We start from the raw sequence: 17,702 nt of genomic DNA on the forward strand, positions 1-17,702 counted from the left end.
GCAAATAATAACACAATGATGCTTACAAAGCTATATATACCAATGTTTAAGCTAATATTTTCTGAAGAAATAGCTGTTAAAATTTTCGTTTTTTAGTGTCACTTTACAACAGCTCTTGTTTTATTTTTGCTAGTAATGCCTGACAGCCTTCTTGCACTAAATCATAGGTTTCTTGAAAATCACCCGTATAATATGGATCAGGGACGTCTTTGCGATGTTCCGTTAAATCTAGAAAACGAAAAATCTTTGGTGAGCGCGGATCGCCTAGCATCGTTCGGATATTGCGAATATTGCTTTCATCCATACCGATAATATAAGCGAATTTTTCAAAATCAGCCCTTTGTAATTGTCGACCTTGCATGCCTGTTGTGGAAATACCATTTTCTCTAAGCTTATCCAATGTACCTTGATGTGGAGGTTCACCAATATGCCATGAACTTGTGGCAGCAGAATCCACTTCAATTTTATCTCCTAAATGCTCTTTTTCTACTAACTCTCGCATGACGGCTTCTGCCATGGGAGAGCGACAAATATTACCTAAGCAAACGAAAAGTACTCGAATCATGTTTCTCCTCCTACAACAAAGCACTCAAAATCTATGTGACTCTGAGTGCCGCTTCTCTTTATTTGACTGCAATACGTTTTTGTAATTCTTCCGTTAAAGAAATTAGCTCATGTTCAAGATGTTGTGTAAATTGCTCACGACCTTCTTTCCCTTTCCCTGTTACATAAAATGGCTCACCATAGATTAAGTAGCCTTTGCCACGCTTCATTACATCGCCAGCATTACGCGCGCCAACATATGCAGCTGGAACAATTTGCGCCTTTGCTAGCTGTGCAATCGTAATTGCTCCTTGCTTCAAATCCGTTCCTTCTGAGCTACGAGTACCAGAGGGAAAAATCCCTACAATTTTACCTTCTTTCAATAACTGTGAAGGAATTTTAATCACGCTTGGTCCAGGATTATCACGATCCACCGGAAAGGCATTTAAACGCTCAATAAGCCAGCCAAGCCCTTTCATTTCAAATAATTGCTTCTTCGCCATAAAGTGAATTTCACGAGGGTACATGGCTACACCAAGGTTTAAAATATCAACGTAGCCTGTATGTGTACAAGCTATAATATACCCACCATCTTTTGGCAAGTTTTCTTCTCCATATACACGAGCCTTTGAACCCATTAATTTTAATATTACTTTGACAACATTAGCTGCTAATTTATACACTGTTACATTCCTACCTTATTCAATAGTTATTCCCATTGTAATCGAAAAGACCAGTATACTGCAATTGCAGGTGGCCCTCTTAAACTTTCCCTACTAATAGATCTACATCAATCGTAATTTCATTTAATACAATGGCCGTTTCCTCTTTTTTATGCCAGCCCATCGGTGTCATCTCTAATAACGCCGGCACAAGCTCTTCTGCAAGCGGTAAAGTATAGGTTACACGTTCTACTATAACTTCACTAAAGCTATCTTTAAAACGGGCAACAATTTGTTCATTAGAGTATGTTTCCTTGCTCGAATCTGCATATAATTGGGCACGCAGTTCCTGTAAATAGCCGCTTTGTGGTACAACCTTTACAAGACAGCCATCTGGGGCAAGAAGACGCTTAAATTCCTCATAATTTGCGGGCGATAAAATATTTAATATTGCATCAAAGCTTTCTTGCGCAAATGGACTTTTGGCTAAATCACCTACACACCAAATTTGTTGTGGATAATGACGTGTTGCTGCCAATATGCCCTCTTTTGCTATATCGATACCAACACCGATGCCATTGTCTATGTCTGTCATAATACGAGCTAAATGTGATCCTTCTCCACAGCCAGTATCAAGCACTGTTTTTGCAGAGGCTATAAGCTTACTAATTTTTTCTTCTACAGCATCATAAATCCCACTATCAATCACTGCCTTACGAGATTCAAAAAGACTTTTGCTATATTTAGAAGCAGCGCTATGTGTCAGCATGTTGACATAGCCCTGCTTAGCTATATCAAAAGAATGGTTAGCAGGACAAACCAATCTTCCCTGCTCATAGACATGCATCGATTGCTGACATACAGGACAAGCAAATAGTGTGATAGATTGCTCCATTAATGCTGCCGCTATCGCACGTTTAGATAATGCTCCCATTTCTATGCCTCCTTCTGTTCATTCGGTGAAACGAGGGCAAATCGCTCCCATTTACGGCTTTTCCATCTAAAGTATACGATAATTGCACGTACCCATTCATCTGCTGAAATAGCTAGCCATATTCCAACCAAGCCCCAATCCAATATAAATACAAATAAATAACCAAGCGGAAGACTCATACAAACCATCGATAGAAAACCAATCTTCACAGGAAATCTGGCATCTCCAGAAGCACGTAAAGAGTTAATGACAACGATATTCATTGTACGGCCAGTCTCTAGCAAAATACTGAGGGCTAACACGGATGCTCCAATAGTAATGACATCTGGATTATCGGTAAAAACATGCATGAGTGGTTTGCGGAAAATCGTAACGACTGCAACCATAATAATCGTAAAAACAAATGCCGCACGGACACTTATCCATAGTTGATGGTATGCCTCATCCTTCTTCCCTGCCCCCACATGACGTCCGATAATAATAGCTGTTCCTGTACCAATGGCAATCGCAAATAAATACGTAAACATCGAAATATTCATAGCATATTGTCGTGCTGCCAGTGTTTCTGCTCCTAAATATGTCGCATAATATAAAAAGACAATCTGACAAAACTGATAAAGTACCTGCTCAAAGGCAGAAGGTAAACCAATGTTTAATATTTTCCTTACATATTCCTTAGAATAATCAAAATAATAGTGTAGCTTCACGCGTACTTCCATCACTTGATAGAGCAACCAGAAAAACACTAGTACAGCTAATCCCCGACTAATGACCGAAGAAATAGCCGCTCCTTTTACACCAAGCTCTGGTAAACCTAAATTCCCAAAAATCAGACCATAGTTTAGCACAACATGCAAGATATTCATGCCAAGTGATACATACATCGTTTGCTTCGTCCAACCATGTACACGAATAATTGCAGCAAGTGCATTAATAATAGCCTGTAGAAAAATAAAACTCCCGATGATAACTAAATAACTTTGTGCATAGTGAAGTACTTCTCCCTGCAAGTTCATCATAGTCATTAAATGTTTTGCAAAGAAGAAAAATAGAATACTCATTAACAGTCCAACAACCAAATTCATTGTGACAGCTAAAGCCGATATTTTCGCTGCTTCAAAAAAACGTCTTGAACCTAAATACTGTGAAACGACAATGGATGCACCATTCCCTACCACTTCAAGAATCAAGATCGCAATATGGATATATTGATTGGCTGCACCTACTCCGGATACAGCATTATCTGATAAAGCACTGAGCATAAAAGTATCGGCTAATCCCATTAACATAAATAGAAATACTTCTAAGAAAATAGGCCATGTTAAATGGAATAGACTTAACTTATTTGTCTCTTTCATTGTCTCTGCCAATACTTTCACTTCTCCTATATTTTTCTTAAAAATCTATTGTATCTTATCATAAATTTTCAGACTGTAAAGAGGTTTATAGGAAGACAGCGCTTCCACATAAAAAATCCCTCTCACACAGATATGTGAAAGGGGTCATTGTTATGTTAAGCAATAAGCTTGCAATTGCTCTCGTCTAGCAATAGTTAGGCCAAACTCCTGCTCTAAAAACTTAGTCTTTGAGCCATAATGGTAATCCATAGCATCCAATGCTGCTTGTAAATAGTCTTCTCGAGCAGACATTAATGCATAGAATTGCTGTAATTCTTGCTCATTATATTGATGTTGAATAGCCTGTGCCATTCTGTCTACCATTGGACGTAAATGGATATTCGTGTTTAAATAGTCTTCCATAATCGTCTCCTCAGGTACATCTAAGGCTAGCAAAATAAGAGCTCCCCCTATACCTGTGCGATCCTTACCAACTGCACAATGGTGGACAAGACCCAAATTGTCAGGATTTTGTATGGTTTTCATTAACTCTTTAAAAGAAGGATTATTAAACGGCATCTGTGCATAAAAATCTCGGAACATTTCGGGGCTTACTGCTTTATAAAAATCTCTACCACCAGCATTTGTAGGCATTTCAAATGTATGATTGCCCTTCGCTGGTATTTGAATATATTGAGCGTGTGAGAACATAGGGTTAGGATTATGGTGTGCCTCATTATTATCACGATAATCAAAAATGGTTTTAATCCCTAATGTTTCAAATAGCTCTTTATCCGCCAACGTCATTTTCCCAAGAGCCGCTGAGCGGTAAAATAAACCGTTCTTGACAATGCGCCCATCCCTTGTCCTATATCCCCCCATATCTCGAAAATTATAAACTGCCTCAAATGGAATTATCTTTGTCTCTAACTGTTCCAATTACTACACCTCCTAAAATTATCGAGCACTCTTACTTTTATTTTATAGAACTAACTCAATTAATTCCAATTTTCACACTAGGAAATAACAACCCACATAAAAATGGCTAGCTGTCAGTATACAGCTAGCCTTGAATGGTTTCTTATTTAAATAACTCTGGATAGACAGCCTTTGCTACTAGTTCTACGGCTTCCCCAATACGTGGGCCAGGTCGATTAGAGATATCTGTATCAAGAGTCTGTACTGCTTTATTTTGAACTGCTGTCACTGTATTCCATCCATCACGTGCAAGTATTTCACCTATTGGATCCTCTGTGTAGTTTACTGTCGTTAAAATAACATCTGGGTTTTTCACTATGACATCTTCCTCAGAAACTTGTGCCCAGCTGCTCAAGTCAGAAAAAACATTCTTAACATTGGCTGCATCTAGTATTTCTTGCTGGAAAGTACCAGAGCCTGCTGTATAAATATCGGGCTTAGGACTAATTTCTAAATAAACATTTTTCGGTGCTTTTACTTCCTTCACCTTTGCTTTAACGTCAGCTAATTTCGCTTTAATCTCTTCGTTTACTTCATTTCCTTTATCTGCAACACCCATTACAGCTGCGATCTGTTCGATGTCACCATAAACATCATCGAATGTAGCTGCTGATTGAATAACAAACACTTTGATTCCAGCATCTTCAAGTGGTTTCATTGCTTCCTTATCACCAATCGTATAAGCTATAACAACATCTGGCTTCAACGCTATGATTCGTTCACTGTTAAAATTCACAGAATCAGAAACCCGTTCAATTTTCTGTGCTTCCTCTGGGTAAGTATCATACTCAGTTGCTCCTACGATTTTATCACCAACACCTAGAGCAAATAAAATTTCTGTATTACTTGGTTGCAATGATACAACTGTTTTTGGTACTTCTTTAAACTCTATTTCTACACCGCGATCATCTGTCACTTTGTAGTTTGTTTGCTCTGTTTGTTGTGTATCCTGTGAAGCGTCTTTATTTTTAGTATCTACTGAAGTACCACAACCTGCTAAAATCATTGCAAGGAAGAGTACTGTTAGCCATTGAACATTAAATAATTTCTTCATTATTATTCTCCTTTTTCTTTTTCATCGGATATGATTTACTAATAAATGATATTTCAGCTATCCCTGCTTGTTGATTCATAAAGACAGCCATAACGAAGCAGACATTGGCTAATAGGCCTAAATAATCAAAAAGAATAGCTGGAACCTCTCGTTCTTCCGATACTTTGTGTAATGTACGATATGATTTTTTGGCTTCACTACGGCAAAGATGTAGAGCAGCAGCAGCCTCCGTACCTTGAGGTAAAACAAAGTTTTGTATCTCTTCCTTCACATGACGAACATAAAAATCATAGCGCTCACTTAACCAAGCAAGATCCTCTTCTGTTACAGCTAGTTTTCCACGAACCGAGCCATTGACATGGTAGGCCATAGGTAAAATAACCATTAAATCTTCTACAACAGCTTGTACATCCTCTTTCTTAACTGCAGCTAAAGCAACTCCCAAATGCGTAGTCAGACTGTCTGTTCGAATCTCAAAATCAACCGTCGAAGCTTTTTCACGCATAAATGGATAACAAGAATAACGTGCATCTTTTTTCACTTGCGTTCCCCCCACTTTTCATTATGAAAATTCTTGCATAAAAAAACGCCGCTCCTTTACGCAAAGGAACGACGAAAATAACATAATAATGGCCAAATTAACATGACATAGCCTATGTATTTGCCGTATATCCTCCTAGCTTCCGAGAAGTTTTTATACGTTCAAACAAAGGTCGGTCTCCTGGCTTGTACAGTTCATTACATAAAAAACGAATGTGTGATAAAGTACCTTCCCATCTCTGTTAAGACAGTGGTAAACCTTTATACTAGCTGTACTTACAGTTGCGGAAACAGCTTCGGTTTTTCACCGAATTCCCGATTATGCTTGTTAGCACCTTTATTCTGCAAGAATAATTCACTTGTAAAGCAGTTTATCATATATTAATAGGAAAAAATAGCTGTGCTTTGAATGGATCGTCACCATTTCTAAAGAATAAGATAAACAAAACTGTTTTATAGTATAGTTTCAATTGCCTGTTCAATATCAAGTTGTGAATCTGTTGGTTCAAAGCGTGCAACGGTCTTGCCGTTAGCATCTACTAAAAACTTTGTAAAGTTCCAGCGAATATTACGACCATCTAAAAAGTTTGGGGCAAGTTGAACAATTGCCTCAGCAAGCATTTTTTCCTGCATGCTCGCCTTGCCAAACTCTCGAAAATCCACTTCATGTTTTAAATAATTGAATAATGGGTGGGTAGTCTCTCCATTTACTTGTACAAGCTCAAAAATTGGGAAGGTAACGCCATAATTCACTTTACAAAGATGCGTAGTCTCCTCGCCATCTTCAGGATTTTGATGACCAAATTGATCGCAAGGAAATCCTAGAACGACAAAATTATCTTTCCCATATTTATCATACATTTTTTGTAAGTCATCAAATTGATATGTAAATCGGCATTGATTCGCCGTATTGACAATTAGCATCGTTTTTCCACGATATGTTTCCATGGATAAAATTTCACCATTAGGTTTTCGTACTAAATAATTATAAATGCTCATGTCTTAACCCCTTTTGTTTTTTCATTTATTGTTGACTATTCAATAATTTACCAAATAATTTGCACAAAAAACACCATCTCGTTACGTTGAACGGATGGCTGACTTATACTTCTGTTTAGATTTAACGTCCTGCTCTTCATTAATTAAACGATGGGCAATGTCTAATAACTTTATGTCACTTGTCTCGTCATATAGCTTTTTAAAAGATACAATAATATCATGGCGAATGTGAGTCGGATGCTTCTCATCTAAACAAGTTTGAAATCTCTTTGCTAAATAAGACACCACTAAGTCACTTTGTACTTGACCTGCTAGCCCAATTTTCCAAATAGCTTGTAATGCATTTCGAGCTGTAACGGATCGTTCATCATAAGTCACAGCCCAAATTTTTAAAAAATCCTCCAATACCCTTTCTTCTGGGTCACTTTTTGCGGCTAAGGCGCATAAAATTTGTGCAGCACGTGCACGTGCATGACCATCTTTGTATGTAAGTGCTTGTACAAGCTGTTCCCAGACTGCATATGTCCAATCTACGGGTTCCTGCAGAATTTTTATTAGTTCCTCGTAAGATTCAATATCGCGGTCATGCTCTGTTAGATTATTAAAAAGTTGCAAAATCTCTTTCTCCATAATTTATCCCTACCTTTATTGTTTCAGAACGTAATAAAATTTGATTTATGGTACACTTAACTTAATTTTTTTCTCAAAGAAGGTGAGTTTATGAATAAATTTAATGCTAGGAAAATGATTTTCCGATTGATTGTGATTCTTTCTCTACTTGTAGCTGCCTATTTTGTAATCCCTGTATCCATGCCTATAATACTTGCTGGTGTCAGTGCATTTTTCTTAGAACCCATTGTTATGTTCTTTAAAAGGCGATGGAAAATGTCAAGGAAAATTGTAGTTGCTTTTATATACATAGTGAGTGTTATTGTTATCTCTATTATTTGCTATATATCCATTACACAAATTATGTCGCAAATAATTATATTGTCAAAGCAAGCTCCCTATTATATTTCCAAGCTATCAGATATGTGGCTTCATATGCAAGAAAATATTTCTAAATACACAGAGGACTTTCCACCTGAAGTAAGTGCTTCGCTTCAAAAAACCACTATGGATTTCATAAAGAAAGTTGAAGAATCCTTTTTAAGCTTCTTTAATTATAACAAAGTTTCAGCATTCTTTTCAGAGATTCCAAGCCTATTTATCAGTCTTCTCGTTTATATGATTGCTTTATTCCTATTTATGCTTGATTTGCCCAAATTAAAGGAAATCACTTATAAATATTTAAAGCCTAACACAGCAAAGAAAATAAAAATCATCTTAAATCGTTTAAAAGATGCAACATTCGGTTATATGAAGGCACACTTATTTGTAAGCTTTATCATAGGTGGCGTCACACTTATTGGATTACTATTAATCCAACCGAAATATGCAGTTACGATGACCATTATTATTTGGTTAATAGATATCGTTCCTTTCCTAGGGTCCATTATTATATTAGCCCCATGGGGACTATACCATCTATTAATGGGAAACACAGCTATTGCTGTAAAATTATTCATCCTAGCTGCTATTTTACTTATTATTCGTCGTGTCGTCGAGCCTAAACTAATGGGCGACCACATTGGCTTATCCACTTTGCCAACATTAATTGCCATGTTCATTGGTCTACAGTTATTTGGTATCATCGGTTTACTCGTTGGCCCATTTGTTATCATTTTCTTTATTGCCTTAAAAGAGACAGGTGTCATTAAGCTAAATTTTAAAATTTAATGCACAGTCATTACGCTTCGAGCTTACCTTTAATGCTCCTCTTAAACCACTAGAAATGCAAAATAAGTGTTCATCTCTCCTCGACAAAGGAGGTAGATGAACACTAAAGCAAAATAAAAAAGGTCATCTTTGTATATTTTTTCTCTACAAAGATGACCTTTTCATCATGTCAATCGTCTATTAAATATAGAGGCTTATTGAATACGACCAAAGCCTACTAAGTATTGATTCCACCAATCAAGTGATTCAATTACGATACCATTGTTTTGAGCATCGATCATTGTGTTGTTCCCTAAGTAAATACCTACGTGAGCTACACCAGAACCATAGCTGAAGAATACTAAGTCTCCAACACGCGCTTCACTTGCTGAGATACGTTGAGTTGCTAAATACTGCTGTGATGCTGTACGTGGTAAAGAAACACCTGCTTGTTTGTATGACCACTGTACAAGACCTGAACAGTCAAAGCCTGTCGATGGGTTACTACCACCCCAGACATATGGACGTCCTAGGAATTGTTTAGCTGTTGAAATAGCATCTCCTGAAGAAGCCGTACCAGCTCCTGAGCCCATAACAATTTTTTGTGGCACGCCGCCATCATTATTTTGAGTTGCTTGTACAACTGGAGTTGCTGCTTGTAGCGCACGTAAACGGGCTGCTTCTTCTTCAGCTGCTTTACGCTCTGCCTCTAAACGTTCTTCTTCTTGTTTCGTTGCAATTTGAGCTTTTAATGCAAGTGATTTCGCTTCATTTTCAGCCTTTTTCACTTCCATTTCGCTTTCCTTTTGTTGAAGCTCTTGGAATTGCTTTTGAAGCTCTTTTTGTTTTTCATCTAATGTAGCTTTTTGTTGCTCTAAGCTTGCTTTATCTGCTTCCTGTTGATCTACCAATTCTTGGTCAGCATCCATTAATGTTTTGACCGCTACGACACGATCCATTAAATCGGCAAAGCTTTTTGCTTCAAGAACGACATTTAAATAAACGCCTACAGTATTATCTTGTGCTTGGTATGCAGCCATACGCTCACTTAAAATTTTAGAACGTTGCTCGATACGTTTTTGTGTTTCAACAATACTAGCATCCACTTCTTTAATATCAGCTTGTACCTGTTTAAATATTTTCACCTTTGCGTCGATCTCTTGTTGTAACTTTGTTAATTCTTCTTGTAATTTTTTAACTTGTGCATCAATTTCAGCCTTTTTCTCAATCATTTGTTGAGAAGTTTCTTCGGCATGTACTTCTGTTGGTTGAATTGTATTAAATAATAAGCCGCCAGCTAGTGCTAATGCTAGCACCATCGACTTACGCCATTTATTGCGCTTACCCACTGATTTTCATTCCCCTTCATCTGTCAATTTCGCTCTAGATATTCTATGTAATCACTTGAACGATTCTATTTTAATCAAATGTTCTTATATTTATTTTAGCCTTTTAAAGTTTAGCATTTTCAGCATAACTTTTATACTATTTCATGTCTATTTAATACATTAGTAAAACTCGAAATATTTCTGTAATATTTGCAAGAAAGCTACTTTATTCTACAAAACGCCACTTTATTCTGCCTATCGCTACTATTAGCTGATTCGACATTAGACCTACACATCACTTTGTAATGTTTTTGTAATATTTTATTCAAATATTTCAATGAAAAAGGTAGGGAATCAATCCCTACCTACTGCTTCATCGATCTCAGTGCTTGTATAGATAATCTCACTAACAAAATTGCACATAAAAATAAACCTAAATAAGCGGCTGTGTTTAAATATACCGCATACGAATCATGAATAAATTGTGAGATGGCTAAAAGAGCGACAGATATAATGCCAAATGTTATCCCTACTAGAAGCAGAACAAATCGAGAAAACAGATGTGTGATAAAACGTGCATTATGTTCATCCGAGAATATATCATGATGTAAAATGATTTTCCCACTTTCAACCCGTTGAATGAGTTGATCTACCCTTCTTGGCATTTTTCGCAAAGTGGGAATCAGCATGGATAGTTCCTCCTGCAGTCGCTCTTTTGTTGCCATCGGTTCTTTAAATGGCTTTAGGAAAGACGCACGCATATATGTAGCAGAAAAATCCTTTGCCTCTGTAAATATATCGAAACGTTGATCAATGACCCGTAATGTGCCATCTAGCGTCACCAAGGACCGGAGAGCCAATCCTACAGCAGGATAAAATGCAAGTCCAAAATCTCTTACCACTGTAAAGAGCGCATGGATCAATTCTTCAGTTGGTATGCGATCAACATAGGAGATTTTTAATAAAATTTGATCGATGGCCTGCTCCATTCTTGCGCGTTCTGCATGATCAGCATTTTCCACTAATAATGTTAGGCCATCATATAACACGCTTGAATCATTAAGCTGAATGCCCATCAAAAATAGCTTTAAGCCTTCTTGCTGTGTAGCTCCTAATCGTCCAACGGCTCCAAAATCGAGCAAAACGGGTGTGCCATCCGATTCATCGATATGAATATTACCTGGATGTGGGTCTGCATGAAAAATACCTGAGAATAGCATTTGCTCAAAGAAAGAATATAATACCGTTTTGGCAAAGTGCCTACGATCAATAGATAAACGTTTGAATTCTGATGCCCCATCCGCCACACTTTGTCCACGAATATATTCCATCACAATGATATTCTCATTACTATACGCTGTATAAATTTTAGGAATTCGCACCTTATAATCACTTTTGGCTAGCGCATTCTTTACCTGTAATGTGTTACGCACTTCAATATCTAAATGAATTTCCTCACGTAGTCCATCGGCAAACCCACCCGCTAACTCCCGAAAGCCTAATGACTCTGCCCAAGTCGATTTTGTTGAAAGCCAATTAGCAAATTCCTCTAAAATTTCAAGATCATCACGCATAACCCCTTTTACTTCTGGGCGCAATAGCTTGACGACAACCTCTTCATAATTTTTGAGTCGTGCCTTATGCACTTGGCCAATTGACGCTGCTGCAATGGGCTCCATTTGAAAATGACTAAAGATTTCATCCATAGGTTGTGGAAGTGAACCCTCTAAAATTTGTGTAACTTGCTCTGCTGGTAAAGGCTTCACACTATGTTGCAATCTTTCTAACTCATCAATAAAAATAGGTGAAAATAATTCTTTACGTGTAGAGAGGACCTGTCCAAATTTAATAAAAATCCCACCACACTGCTCTAAAGTTGCTCGTAGTGCAATCGCAAGCTCTTTTTCATTTTCCCGCTGCCTTGCATATTTAATTGTTTGCACAACACCGTTTGTAACAGCAATTTTTAACACCTGTCGCAAACGTTTCTGCTGTCGCCAATAGCTTCGCAGACGCAATAGCAAGGACTTTTGACCGTTACGACGATCTCCAGCCGTAATACCGCTTGGATCAAATAACTCAAAAACCAAATAAAGCAACATCGAGATAAGTAGCATACTACCAATCCAAATAAGTGTGCTAACCTCTGTCACTGTCTGCATCATTGTTTCAGACAAAAAATCTGTATGGCGTAAATAAGAATACCAGTAAACAAAAGAGGTTAGTGTCACACTAATGACGACCGATAGCACTCTGCGAACAAAATTAATATTTGAACCAATTAATCGTCCGCTCACAATATAAATCAAACCCGATACAATGAGGATTTGAATTAAAAATTTCAAAAAAATCAACAGTGTCACCCCCTGTGTCATTTCCAATTCCTACTACCGCTAGTATAGCAAATTTATGCCCTAACTTTCTTTCACAAGGAATATCTCTGAAATTTTATAATATGTACTACTTGATAATATACCCTTATAGGTATATTATTGATTTGTAGTATTCATCCTATATAAATAATCAATCATTAGAAATTAAACCCTTATTTAATAGCATCTAAATACCCTAATATGTATTTTGAAAAGGAGTGTTTACTTTGAGTAAAAAATTTATAGTAGTTGGTGGCGTTGCAGGTGGTGCATCAACAGCGGCACGTATACGTCGTCTTGATGAAAAAGCAGAAATTATTATGTTTGAGAAAGGTCCGAATGTTTCTTTCTCTAATTGTTCCCTACCGTTCCACTTGAGCGGGATTGTTGAAAATAGCGATAAATTAATCTTAATGACACCTCAAGCCTTTCAAACAAAATACAATATTGAAGCTCGTGTTCAACAAGAAGTTATACGTATTAACCGCATGCAAAAAACTGTCACGATTACGGATTTGAAAACTGGTGTTGATTATGAGGAAAGTTACGATACGTTAGTTCTGTCGCCTGGTGCAAGTCCTATCGTTCCAAACTTAGAAGGTATTCATTCTGAACATGTCTTTACTATTCGAAATGTGGTGGATATTGACCGTTTAAACCGTTATCTACAAACGGATAATGTGCAAGATATTGCTGTAATTGGCGGAGGCTTCATTGGTGTAGAGGTAGCAGAAAATCTAAAGCTTGCAGGCTTTAATGTATCACTAGTCGAATTCGGTCAACAAATTATGGCACCGTTCGATTATGACATGGCTCAAATATTACACAAGGAAATGGCTGACAAAGGGGTTCAAGTCATTGTGAACGACGGCCTCGCACAAGTTGCACCAGATTATGTGGTATTAAATTCAGGCAAGCAATTAAAAGCACAAGCAGTTGTATTAGCCATTGGTGTTCGCCCTGAAACCAAATTAGCTAAAGAAGCTGGGCTAGCTATTGGTGAACTAGGGGGTATCCGAGTGGACGCTAATTATGTGACATCTGACCCTTCCATCTATGCTGTAGGAGATGCTATTGAAGTATTCCATCAGCTTACTCATAAACAAACGCGTCTAGCTTTAGCTGGTCCTGCTCAACGACAAGCACGCGCCGCAGCTAACCATATGTATAGTATCCCACAGCATAACAAAGGGGTTATTGGTTCTTCGAGCGTACAAATCTTCGACCTTGTATGTGCTGCAACAGGTTTGAACGAAAAAACAGCTCTAGCAAATGGCTTTCAAGCAAAAAGTGTTTATTTAATTGCACCAGACAAAGTAGGATTAATGCCAAATAGTAATCCGCTTCACTTTAAACTCATTTACGAAACACCAACTGGAAAGGTTCTTGGTGCACAGGCGGTTGGTAAAGGGAATGCAGATAAACGAATAGACGTTATAGCCACTCTTATCACAATGGGCGGTACTTTAGAAGATTTGAAGGAACTAGAATTATCCTATTCTCCAATGTTTAGCACTGCACGTGATATTGTAAATTTGGCAGCACTTGTAGCACAAAACCAATTACACGGGAACTTCAAACAAATAAAAGTGGATGAAGTTAGGCCACTCATTGAAAAGCAAGCCTTTTTCTTAGATGTACGTGAAAAGAACGAATTCGAATCTGGTCATCTCATTGGCGCCCACCATATACCTTTAAGCGAACTTCGAGAACGAATGAATGAGATACCAAAGGATCAGCCTGTTTATGTACATTGCCGATCTGGTCAACGAAGTTATAACGCGGTTATGACTCTACAAAATAATGGCTATTCTAATGTCATGAATGTCAGTGGATCATTCCTTGGTATTTGCTTATATGAATACTTTACAGATATAACAACTAACAGGGAAAAAATTGTAACTACCTATAACTTTAACTAATCTAAAAGGGATGCGGTGATGTCAATGGGAGAAGCAGCTATTTTGAAAGGTAAGGGGTTGATTTCCGTTCCGTCAGTGTCCTTTCCAAGGGGGGGCGTCCGATGAGCCGCTTCACTCACTGCATTCGCTCCAAGGTCTCATCTGTGACGCTGGCTCCACTCCAATCAACCATGTGCAAAAGTGTCTTTTCCTTATCTTTCATACGAGCCGTAGTGAACAAATTAACCCATTATTTGTCTGATTAGAGAAAGGAAAGGCTCCTATTTTCAATATAGAGAAGTGATGAGTGACAACATCTCTCCATAAAGAGTAGTGAATACCCTTCACTTTATTGGAAAACCTTTACTAAATTTATGGGTTGGAGTGGAAGGCTACTTGACTCCCGTGGGATAGCGAGACAGGCGAGCCTCTAAAAGAGGAAGCGGCTCGGCGCTCGCCCACAGGAAAGCAAGTAGCCTGCAATGGAAATCCATTTTCACCTTTCGCAAAAATTCTATGGATGGTTTTGTTTTACAACACAATAAGGGATGCTGTTAAACAGCATCCCTTATTGTTAATTTGTTGACAGTACTTTTTCCCAATCAATCGTACCGTTTTTAATTTGTTCACGTTTTTCTTTATTCATAATGTCATTTGGACGTCCGCCTTTTGGCCAGTCTTTATCATGGTTTGCCCACTCTGGACGATCTTGCGATAAAATAAAGGCAGCTAAATCAGAAGCTTCCTGGTCAGTTAAAGTACCCGCCGCACCTATCGGCATATTATTTTGAATATAACCTGCCATCTTCGACATACGCGCCATGCCAGCTCCATCATTAAAGGAATTTCCCCCCCATAACGCTGGACCAGTATTGGCATCAGTACCAGATCCGTCAGCAGCATGACAAGCAATACAAGACTGTGCATAAAGCTCCTCGCCATCAGCAACATTTGGAATCGGAACATTCTTCATATCACTAGTGCCTGCCCATTCACGTTTTGCACCGATAGGTACACCTTCAGAAATATAAGCAAAATACGCCACCATAGCCTCTAGCTCATCACTATTCATTTCAAATTTTTTACCATTCATACTACGAACCATACAACCATTAATACGTTCTTCAATCGTAACTATACTACCTGAGCGTCCGATATATTGTGGATAATTTGCCATTACTCCCACTAACGACGATGTTTGCTCATCATAGCCTGCACCTGCGTGGCAACTTGTGCAAGATAATTGGTTTCCTACATATTCATCTGCCGCTACATGCGTGTTATTGACAAGCTCATAACCGTATAAGATTGCCTCTTTCATAGGTCCATCTGGTACTTCTTCAATACTTGGCGGAGCATAGACCACTGACTGAGCAGCTGCTGTTGTTGGTAATTGCGTCTGCACTGTCGCTTCTTGCTCGCCAACATTCGAATCAACTGATATTTTATCGCTGACAATTGTTCCAACAAAAATTGCGCCTGCTAACAGTACTGTCCCTGCTACTCCTGCTACTATAGGTTTCATCTATAATACCCCCCTTTGTATCCTCTCTTATATTTTAGCAACATAGCAATTAATTGGATGTGATTTTTCTCACATCTCTTTAAAATAGCACCGTTAAGATGATAAAAATGGATATATTATACATTTATTTTTGTTCTATAACACAAAAAACTAGACTTAATACCTCTTGTAGTATATTGCTCATTCTGAATAAAAAAATGTCGAGCACCCAAGTACTCGACACTTTTTTATAGTTTACATACGTCATCATTACAGGCAGCTCCATCATTTCCCACCAACTTTATCGTCGGTTGATTTCCTGCTAATGCTGCCGCCTGATGTAAAGTTCGCACAAACACTTCATTTGGCTCTGCCCCTTTAATGCCATAACGGTTTTCAAACACGAAGAACGGGACACTTTGCACACCAAGTTGCTGTGCATCATAACGATCTCGATCTAAGGCCTCGCTAAAATCATTCGTTGCTAAAATAACCTTTGCCTCTTCTATATCTAAATCTAATTGTGCTATCACTTTTAATAAAAAAGCATCTTCGTTGACATCTTCTCCAGCTGTAAAATACCCTGCCATGAGAGCTTCAGTATAAGCCGCCGCCTTGCCAAACTGCTGAGTCCACTTCGCTAAACGATGAGCCTTTTCTGTATGGGCTGTTGTCATCTTATCAAAATCATAATGCAATCCAATCTCTGCTGCTCTCACGGCGATGCCCTTCGTCATGTCTTTCGCAGCTTCTAGCGAGATATCATATTTTTTAGCCATCCCCTCGTAAAAAGAGGGGGCATTCACTTTCGGCGTATCTGGCCCTATTTGGTATGCTTTATATTCTATTTCTACTTGCTCTGTATAGCCCGCAACATCAATAGCTCGCTCCAATTCACGCTTACCAATATAACAAAATGGACATGTGAAATCAGAAAAAACTTCAATTTTCATCGCTACACTCCCCCTATTATATCCGCCCAAATTTTAATAGCCGTTGCAACGATCAGCACCGCTAAAATGGCTTGTAACACTTTTGTATTCAATTTTTTCCCCGCTCTTGCACCAAGAGGAGCCGCTAGCAGACTAGCTACAATTAAGATGAAAGCTGGATAATATTCAACTTGTCCCGTTATTAATTTCCCAATGGTGCCTCCTATTGAAGAGAGAAAAGTAATGGCAAGGCTTGTCGCTATGGTCATACGTGTTGGAATTCCTAAGACAACTAGCAGAATCGGTACTAATAAAAAGCCACCTGCTGCCCCCACAATTCCTGAACCAATACCAACAATCCAGGCCAAAATGATCGCCAGTGGTTTACGAAATGTCACTTCCTCCATCGGCTTATCATCAATTTGCTTTTTCGGGATAAACATCATGACAGCTGCAATCAATGCCAGGATACCATAGACAATGTTAATGCCTGATTCTGATAAGAACTTTGAACCGAAGCTCCCTACAAAGCTACCGATTAAAATAGCACTACCCATGTAGATAATAAGTGATTTATTTAAATACCCACCTTTCCGATATACCCATACACCAGCAAAGGAAGCAAAAAGCACTTGAATTGCGCTAATTCCTGAAACTGCATGCGCTGAAAAAGCCACAAAGCCTAATAATGACGGAACATACAGTAGCATCGGGAAATTAATAATAGCACCACCAATGCCGAGCATCCCCGAAACAAACGAACCGACAAAACCAATCAAAAATATGGTGAAAATCCATGCAATATCCATTTATTTTTCCTTCTTTCTAGCTCCCATCTATCAAGATAAAGAGAAAGAAGG

The 17,702-nt window shown here is 38.2% G+C and carries 16 protein-coding genes and 1 riboswitch; of the genes, 2 read left to right on the forward strand and 14 right to left on the reverse strand.

All coding sequences use genetic code 11. The features are described 5' to 3' along the window. Positions 1–103: 103 nt before the first annotated feature. The 9 genes from MHI04_RS20545 to MHI04_RS20585 form a co-directional block, all read right to left on the reverse strand. A complete protein-coding gene (locus MHI04_RS20545; RefSeq protein ID WP_036128500.1) occupies positions 104–565 on the reverse strand; it encodes a low molecular weight protein-tyrosine-phosphatase in 462 nt (153 codons plus the stop codon). Positions 566–623: 58 nt separating this feature from the next. After that, the gene (locus MHI04_RS20550) at positions 624–1,226 is read right to left on the reverse strand and encodes a 1-acyl-sn-glycerol-3-phosphate acyltransferase (protein ID WP_036128502.1); all 603 of its coding nucleotides are present in this window, start codon (positions 1,224–1,226) and stop codon (positions 624–626) included. A 79-nt stretch (positions 1,227–1,305) separates the two neighbouring features. Continuing rightward, positions 1,306–2,139, reverse strand: a complete 834-nt coding sequence (locus tag MHI04_RS20555; RefSeq protein WP_036128503.1) for a putative RNA methyltransferase — start codon at positions 2,137–2,139, stop codon at positions 1,306–1,308. Between the two features lie 2 nt (positions 2,140–2,141). Continuing rightward, the gene (locus MHI04_RS20560) at positions 2,142–3,497 is read right to left on the reverse strand and encodes an MATE family efflux transporter (protein WP_101966905.1); all 1,356 of its coding nucleotides are present in this window, start codon (positions 3,495–3,497) and stop codon (positions 2,142–2,144) included. Between the two features lie 150 nt (positions 3,498–3,647). Further along, entirely contained in the window at positions 3,648–4,415 is a 768-nt protein-coding gene (locus MHI04_RS20565; RefSeq protein ID WP_036128509.1) for a tyrosine-protein phosphatase, read from the reverse strand. Positions 4,416–4,557: 142 nt separating this feature from the next. Then, on the reverse strand, positions 4,558–5,508 hold the full coding sequence (locus tag MHI04_RS20570) for an ABC transporter substrate-binding protein (protein WP_036128510.1): 951 nt from the start codon (positions 5,506–5,508) through the stop codon (positions 4,558–4,560). Continuing rightward, entirely contained in the window at positions 5,492–6,049 is a 558-nt protein-coding gene (locus tag MHI04_RS20575; protein ID WP_342535133.1) for a hypothetical protein, read from the reverse strand. Before MHI04_RS20575 ends, MHI04_RS20570 begins: the two co-directional genes overlap by 17 nt. A gap of 152 nt (positions 6,050–6,201) precedes the next feature. Next, a riboswitch (cobalamin riboswitch) is annotated at positions 6,202–6,402 on the reverse strand. 99 nt (positions 6,403–6,501) lie between these two features. Then, a complete protein-coding gene (locus MHI04_RS20580) occupies positions 6,502–7,047 on the reverse strand; it encodes a glutathione peroxidase (protein ID WP_036128514.1) in 546 nt (181 codons plus the stop codon). 81 nt (positions 7,048–7,128) lie between these two features. Beyond that, positions 7,129–7,677, reverse strand: a complete 549-nt coding sequence (locus MHI04_RS20585) for a hypothetical protein (RefSeq protein WP_036128516.1) — start codon at positions 7,675–7,677, stop codon at positions 7,129–7,131. Positions 7,678–7,767: 90 nt separating this feature from the next. On the opposite strand from MHI04_RS20585, the gene ytvI reads away from it, so the two are divergent. Continuing rightward, positions 7,768–8,826, forward strand: coding sequence for a sporulation integral membrane protein YtvI (gene ytvI / locus MHI04_RS20590; RefSeq protein WP_036128518.1), 1,059 nt, complete (start codon positions 7,768–7,770; stop codon positions 8,824–8,826). 194 nt (positions 8,827–9,020) lie between these two features. On the opposite strand, the gene MHI04_RS20595 is transcribed toward ytvI, so the two are convergent. Together MHI04_RS20595 and MHI04_RS20600 are read right to left on the reverse strand one after the other, a co-directional pair. Next, complete coding sequence (locus tag MHI04_RS20595; RefSeq protein WP_280139373.1) at positions 9,021–10,154, reverse strand: C40 family peptidase; 1,134 nt, start codon at positions 10,152–10,154, stop codon at positions 9,021–9,023. A 344-nt stretch (positions 10,155–10,498) separates the two neighbouring features. Then, entirely contained in the window at positions 10,499–12,487 is a 1,989-nt protein-coding gene (locus tag MHI04_RS20600) for an AarF/UbiB family protein (RefSeq protein WP_342535134.1), read from the reverse strand. A 245-nt stretch (positions 12,488–12,732) separates the two neighbouring features. Between MHI04_RS20600 and MHI04_RS20605 the strand changes: the two genes are divergently transcribed. Further along, positions 12,733–14,427, forward strand: a complete 1,695-nt coding sequence (locus MHI04_RS20605; RefSeq protein ID WP_271911195.1) for an FAD-dependent oxidoreductase — start codon at positions 12,733–12,735, stop codon at positions 14,425–14,427. A gap of 553 nt (positions 14,428–14,980) precedes the next feature. Here the strand turns inward: MHI04_RS20605 and MHI04_RS20610 are convergent. The 3 genes from MHI04_RS20610 to MHI04_RS20620 form a co-directional block, all read right to left on the reverse strand. After that, positions 14,981–15,931, reverse strand: coding sequence for a c-type cytochrome (locus MHI04_RS20610; RefSeq protein WP_058843910.1), 951 nt, complete (start codon positions 15,929–15,931; stop codon positions 14,981–14,983). Between the two features lie 227 nt (positions 15,932–16,158). Next, the gene (locus tag MHI04_RS20615; protein WP_058843909.1) at positions 16,159–16,863 is read right to left on the reverse strand and encodes a DsbA family oxidoreductase; all 705 of its coding nucleotides are present in this window, start codon (positions 16,861–16,863) and stop codon (positions 16,159–16,161) included. Between the two features lie 2 nt (positions 16,864–16,865). Continuing rightward, on the reverse strand, positions 16,866–17,651 hold the full coding sequence (locus MHI04_RS20620) for a sulfite exporter TauE/SafE family protein (protein WP_342504364.1): 786 nt from the start codon (positions 17,649–17,651) through the stop codon (positions 16,866–16,868). Between the last annotated feature and the right edge of the window lie 51 nt (positions 17,652–17,702).

The organism is Lysinibacillus sp. FSL K6-1151, from assembly GCF_038630755.1.
GTDB classification, from domain to species: Bacteria; Bacillota; Bacilli; order Bacillales_A; family Planococcaceae; genus Lysinibacillus; species Lysinibacillus fusiformis_D.

What these genes read in the sequence shown, in the direction of transcription:
- MHI04_RS20545 (WP_036128500.1), bottom strand. Translation starts at nt 565, where the DNA reads ATGATTCGAGTACTTTTCGTTTGCTTAGGTAATATTTGTCGCTCTCCC.
- MHI04_RS20555 (WP_036128503.1), bottom strand. Translation starts at nt 2,139, where the DNA reads ATGGGAGCATTATCTAAACGTGCGATAGCGGCAGCATTAATGGAGCAA.
- MHI04_RS20560 (WP_101966905.1), bottom strand. Translation starts at nt 3,497, where the DNA reads ATGAAAGAGACAAATAAGTTAAGTCTATTCCATTTAACATGGCCTATT.
- MHI04_RS20570 (WP_036128510.1), bottom strand. Translation starts at nt 5,508, where the DNA reads ATGAAGAAATTATTTAATGTTCAATGGCTAACAGTACTCTTCCTTGCA.
- MHI04_RS20580 (WP_036128514.1), bottom strand. Translation starts at nt 7,047, where the DNA reads ATGAGCATTTATAATTATTTAGTACGAAAACCTAATGGTGAAATTTTA.
- MHI04_RS20585 (WP_036128516.1), bottom strand. Translation starts at nt 7,677, where the DNA reads ATGGAGAAAGAGATTTTGCAACTTTTTAATAATCTAACAGAGCATGAC.
- ytvI (WP_036128518.1), top strand. Translation starts at nt 7,768, where the DNA reads ATGAATAAATTTAATGCTAGGAAAATGATTTTCCGATTGATTGTGATT.
- MHI04_RS20610 (WP_058843910.1), bottom strand. Translation starts at nt 15,931, where the DNA reads ATGAAACCTATAGTAGCAGGAGTAGCAGGGACAGTACTGTTAGCAGGC.
- MHI04_RS20615 (WP_058843909.1), bottom strand. Translation starts at nt 16,863, where the DNA reads ATGAAAATTGAAGTTTTTTCTGATTTCACATGTCCATTTTGTTATATT.
- MHI04_RS20620 (WP_342504364.1), bottom strand. Translation starts at nt 17,651, where the DNA reads ATGGATATTGCATGGATTTTCACCATATTTTTGATTGGTTTTGTCGGT.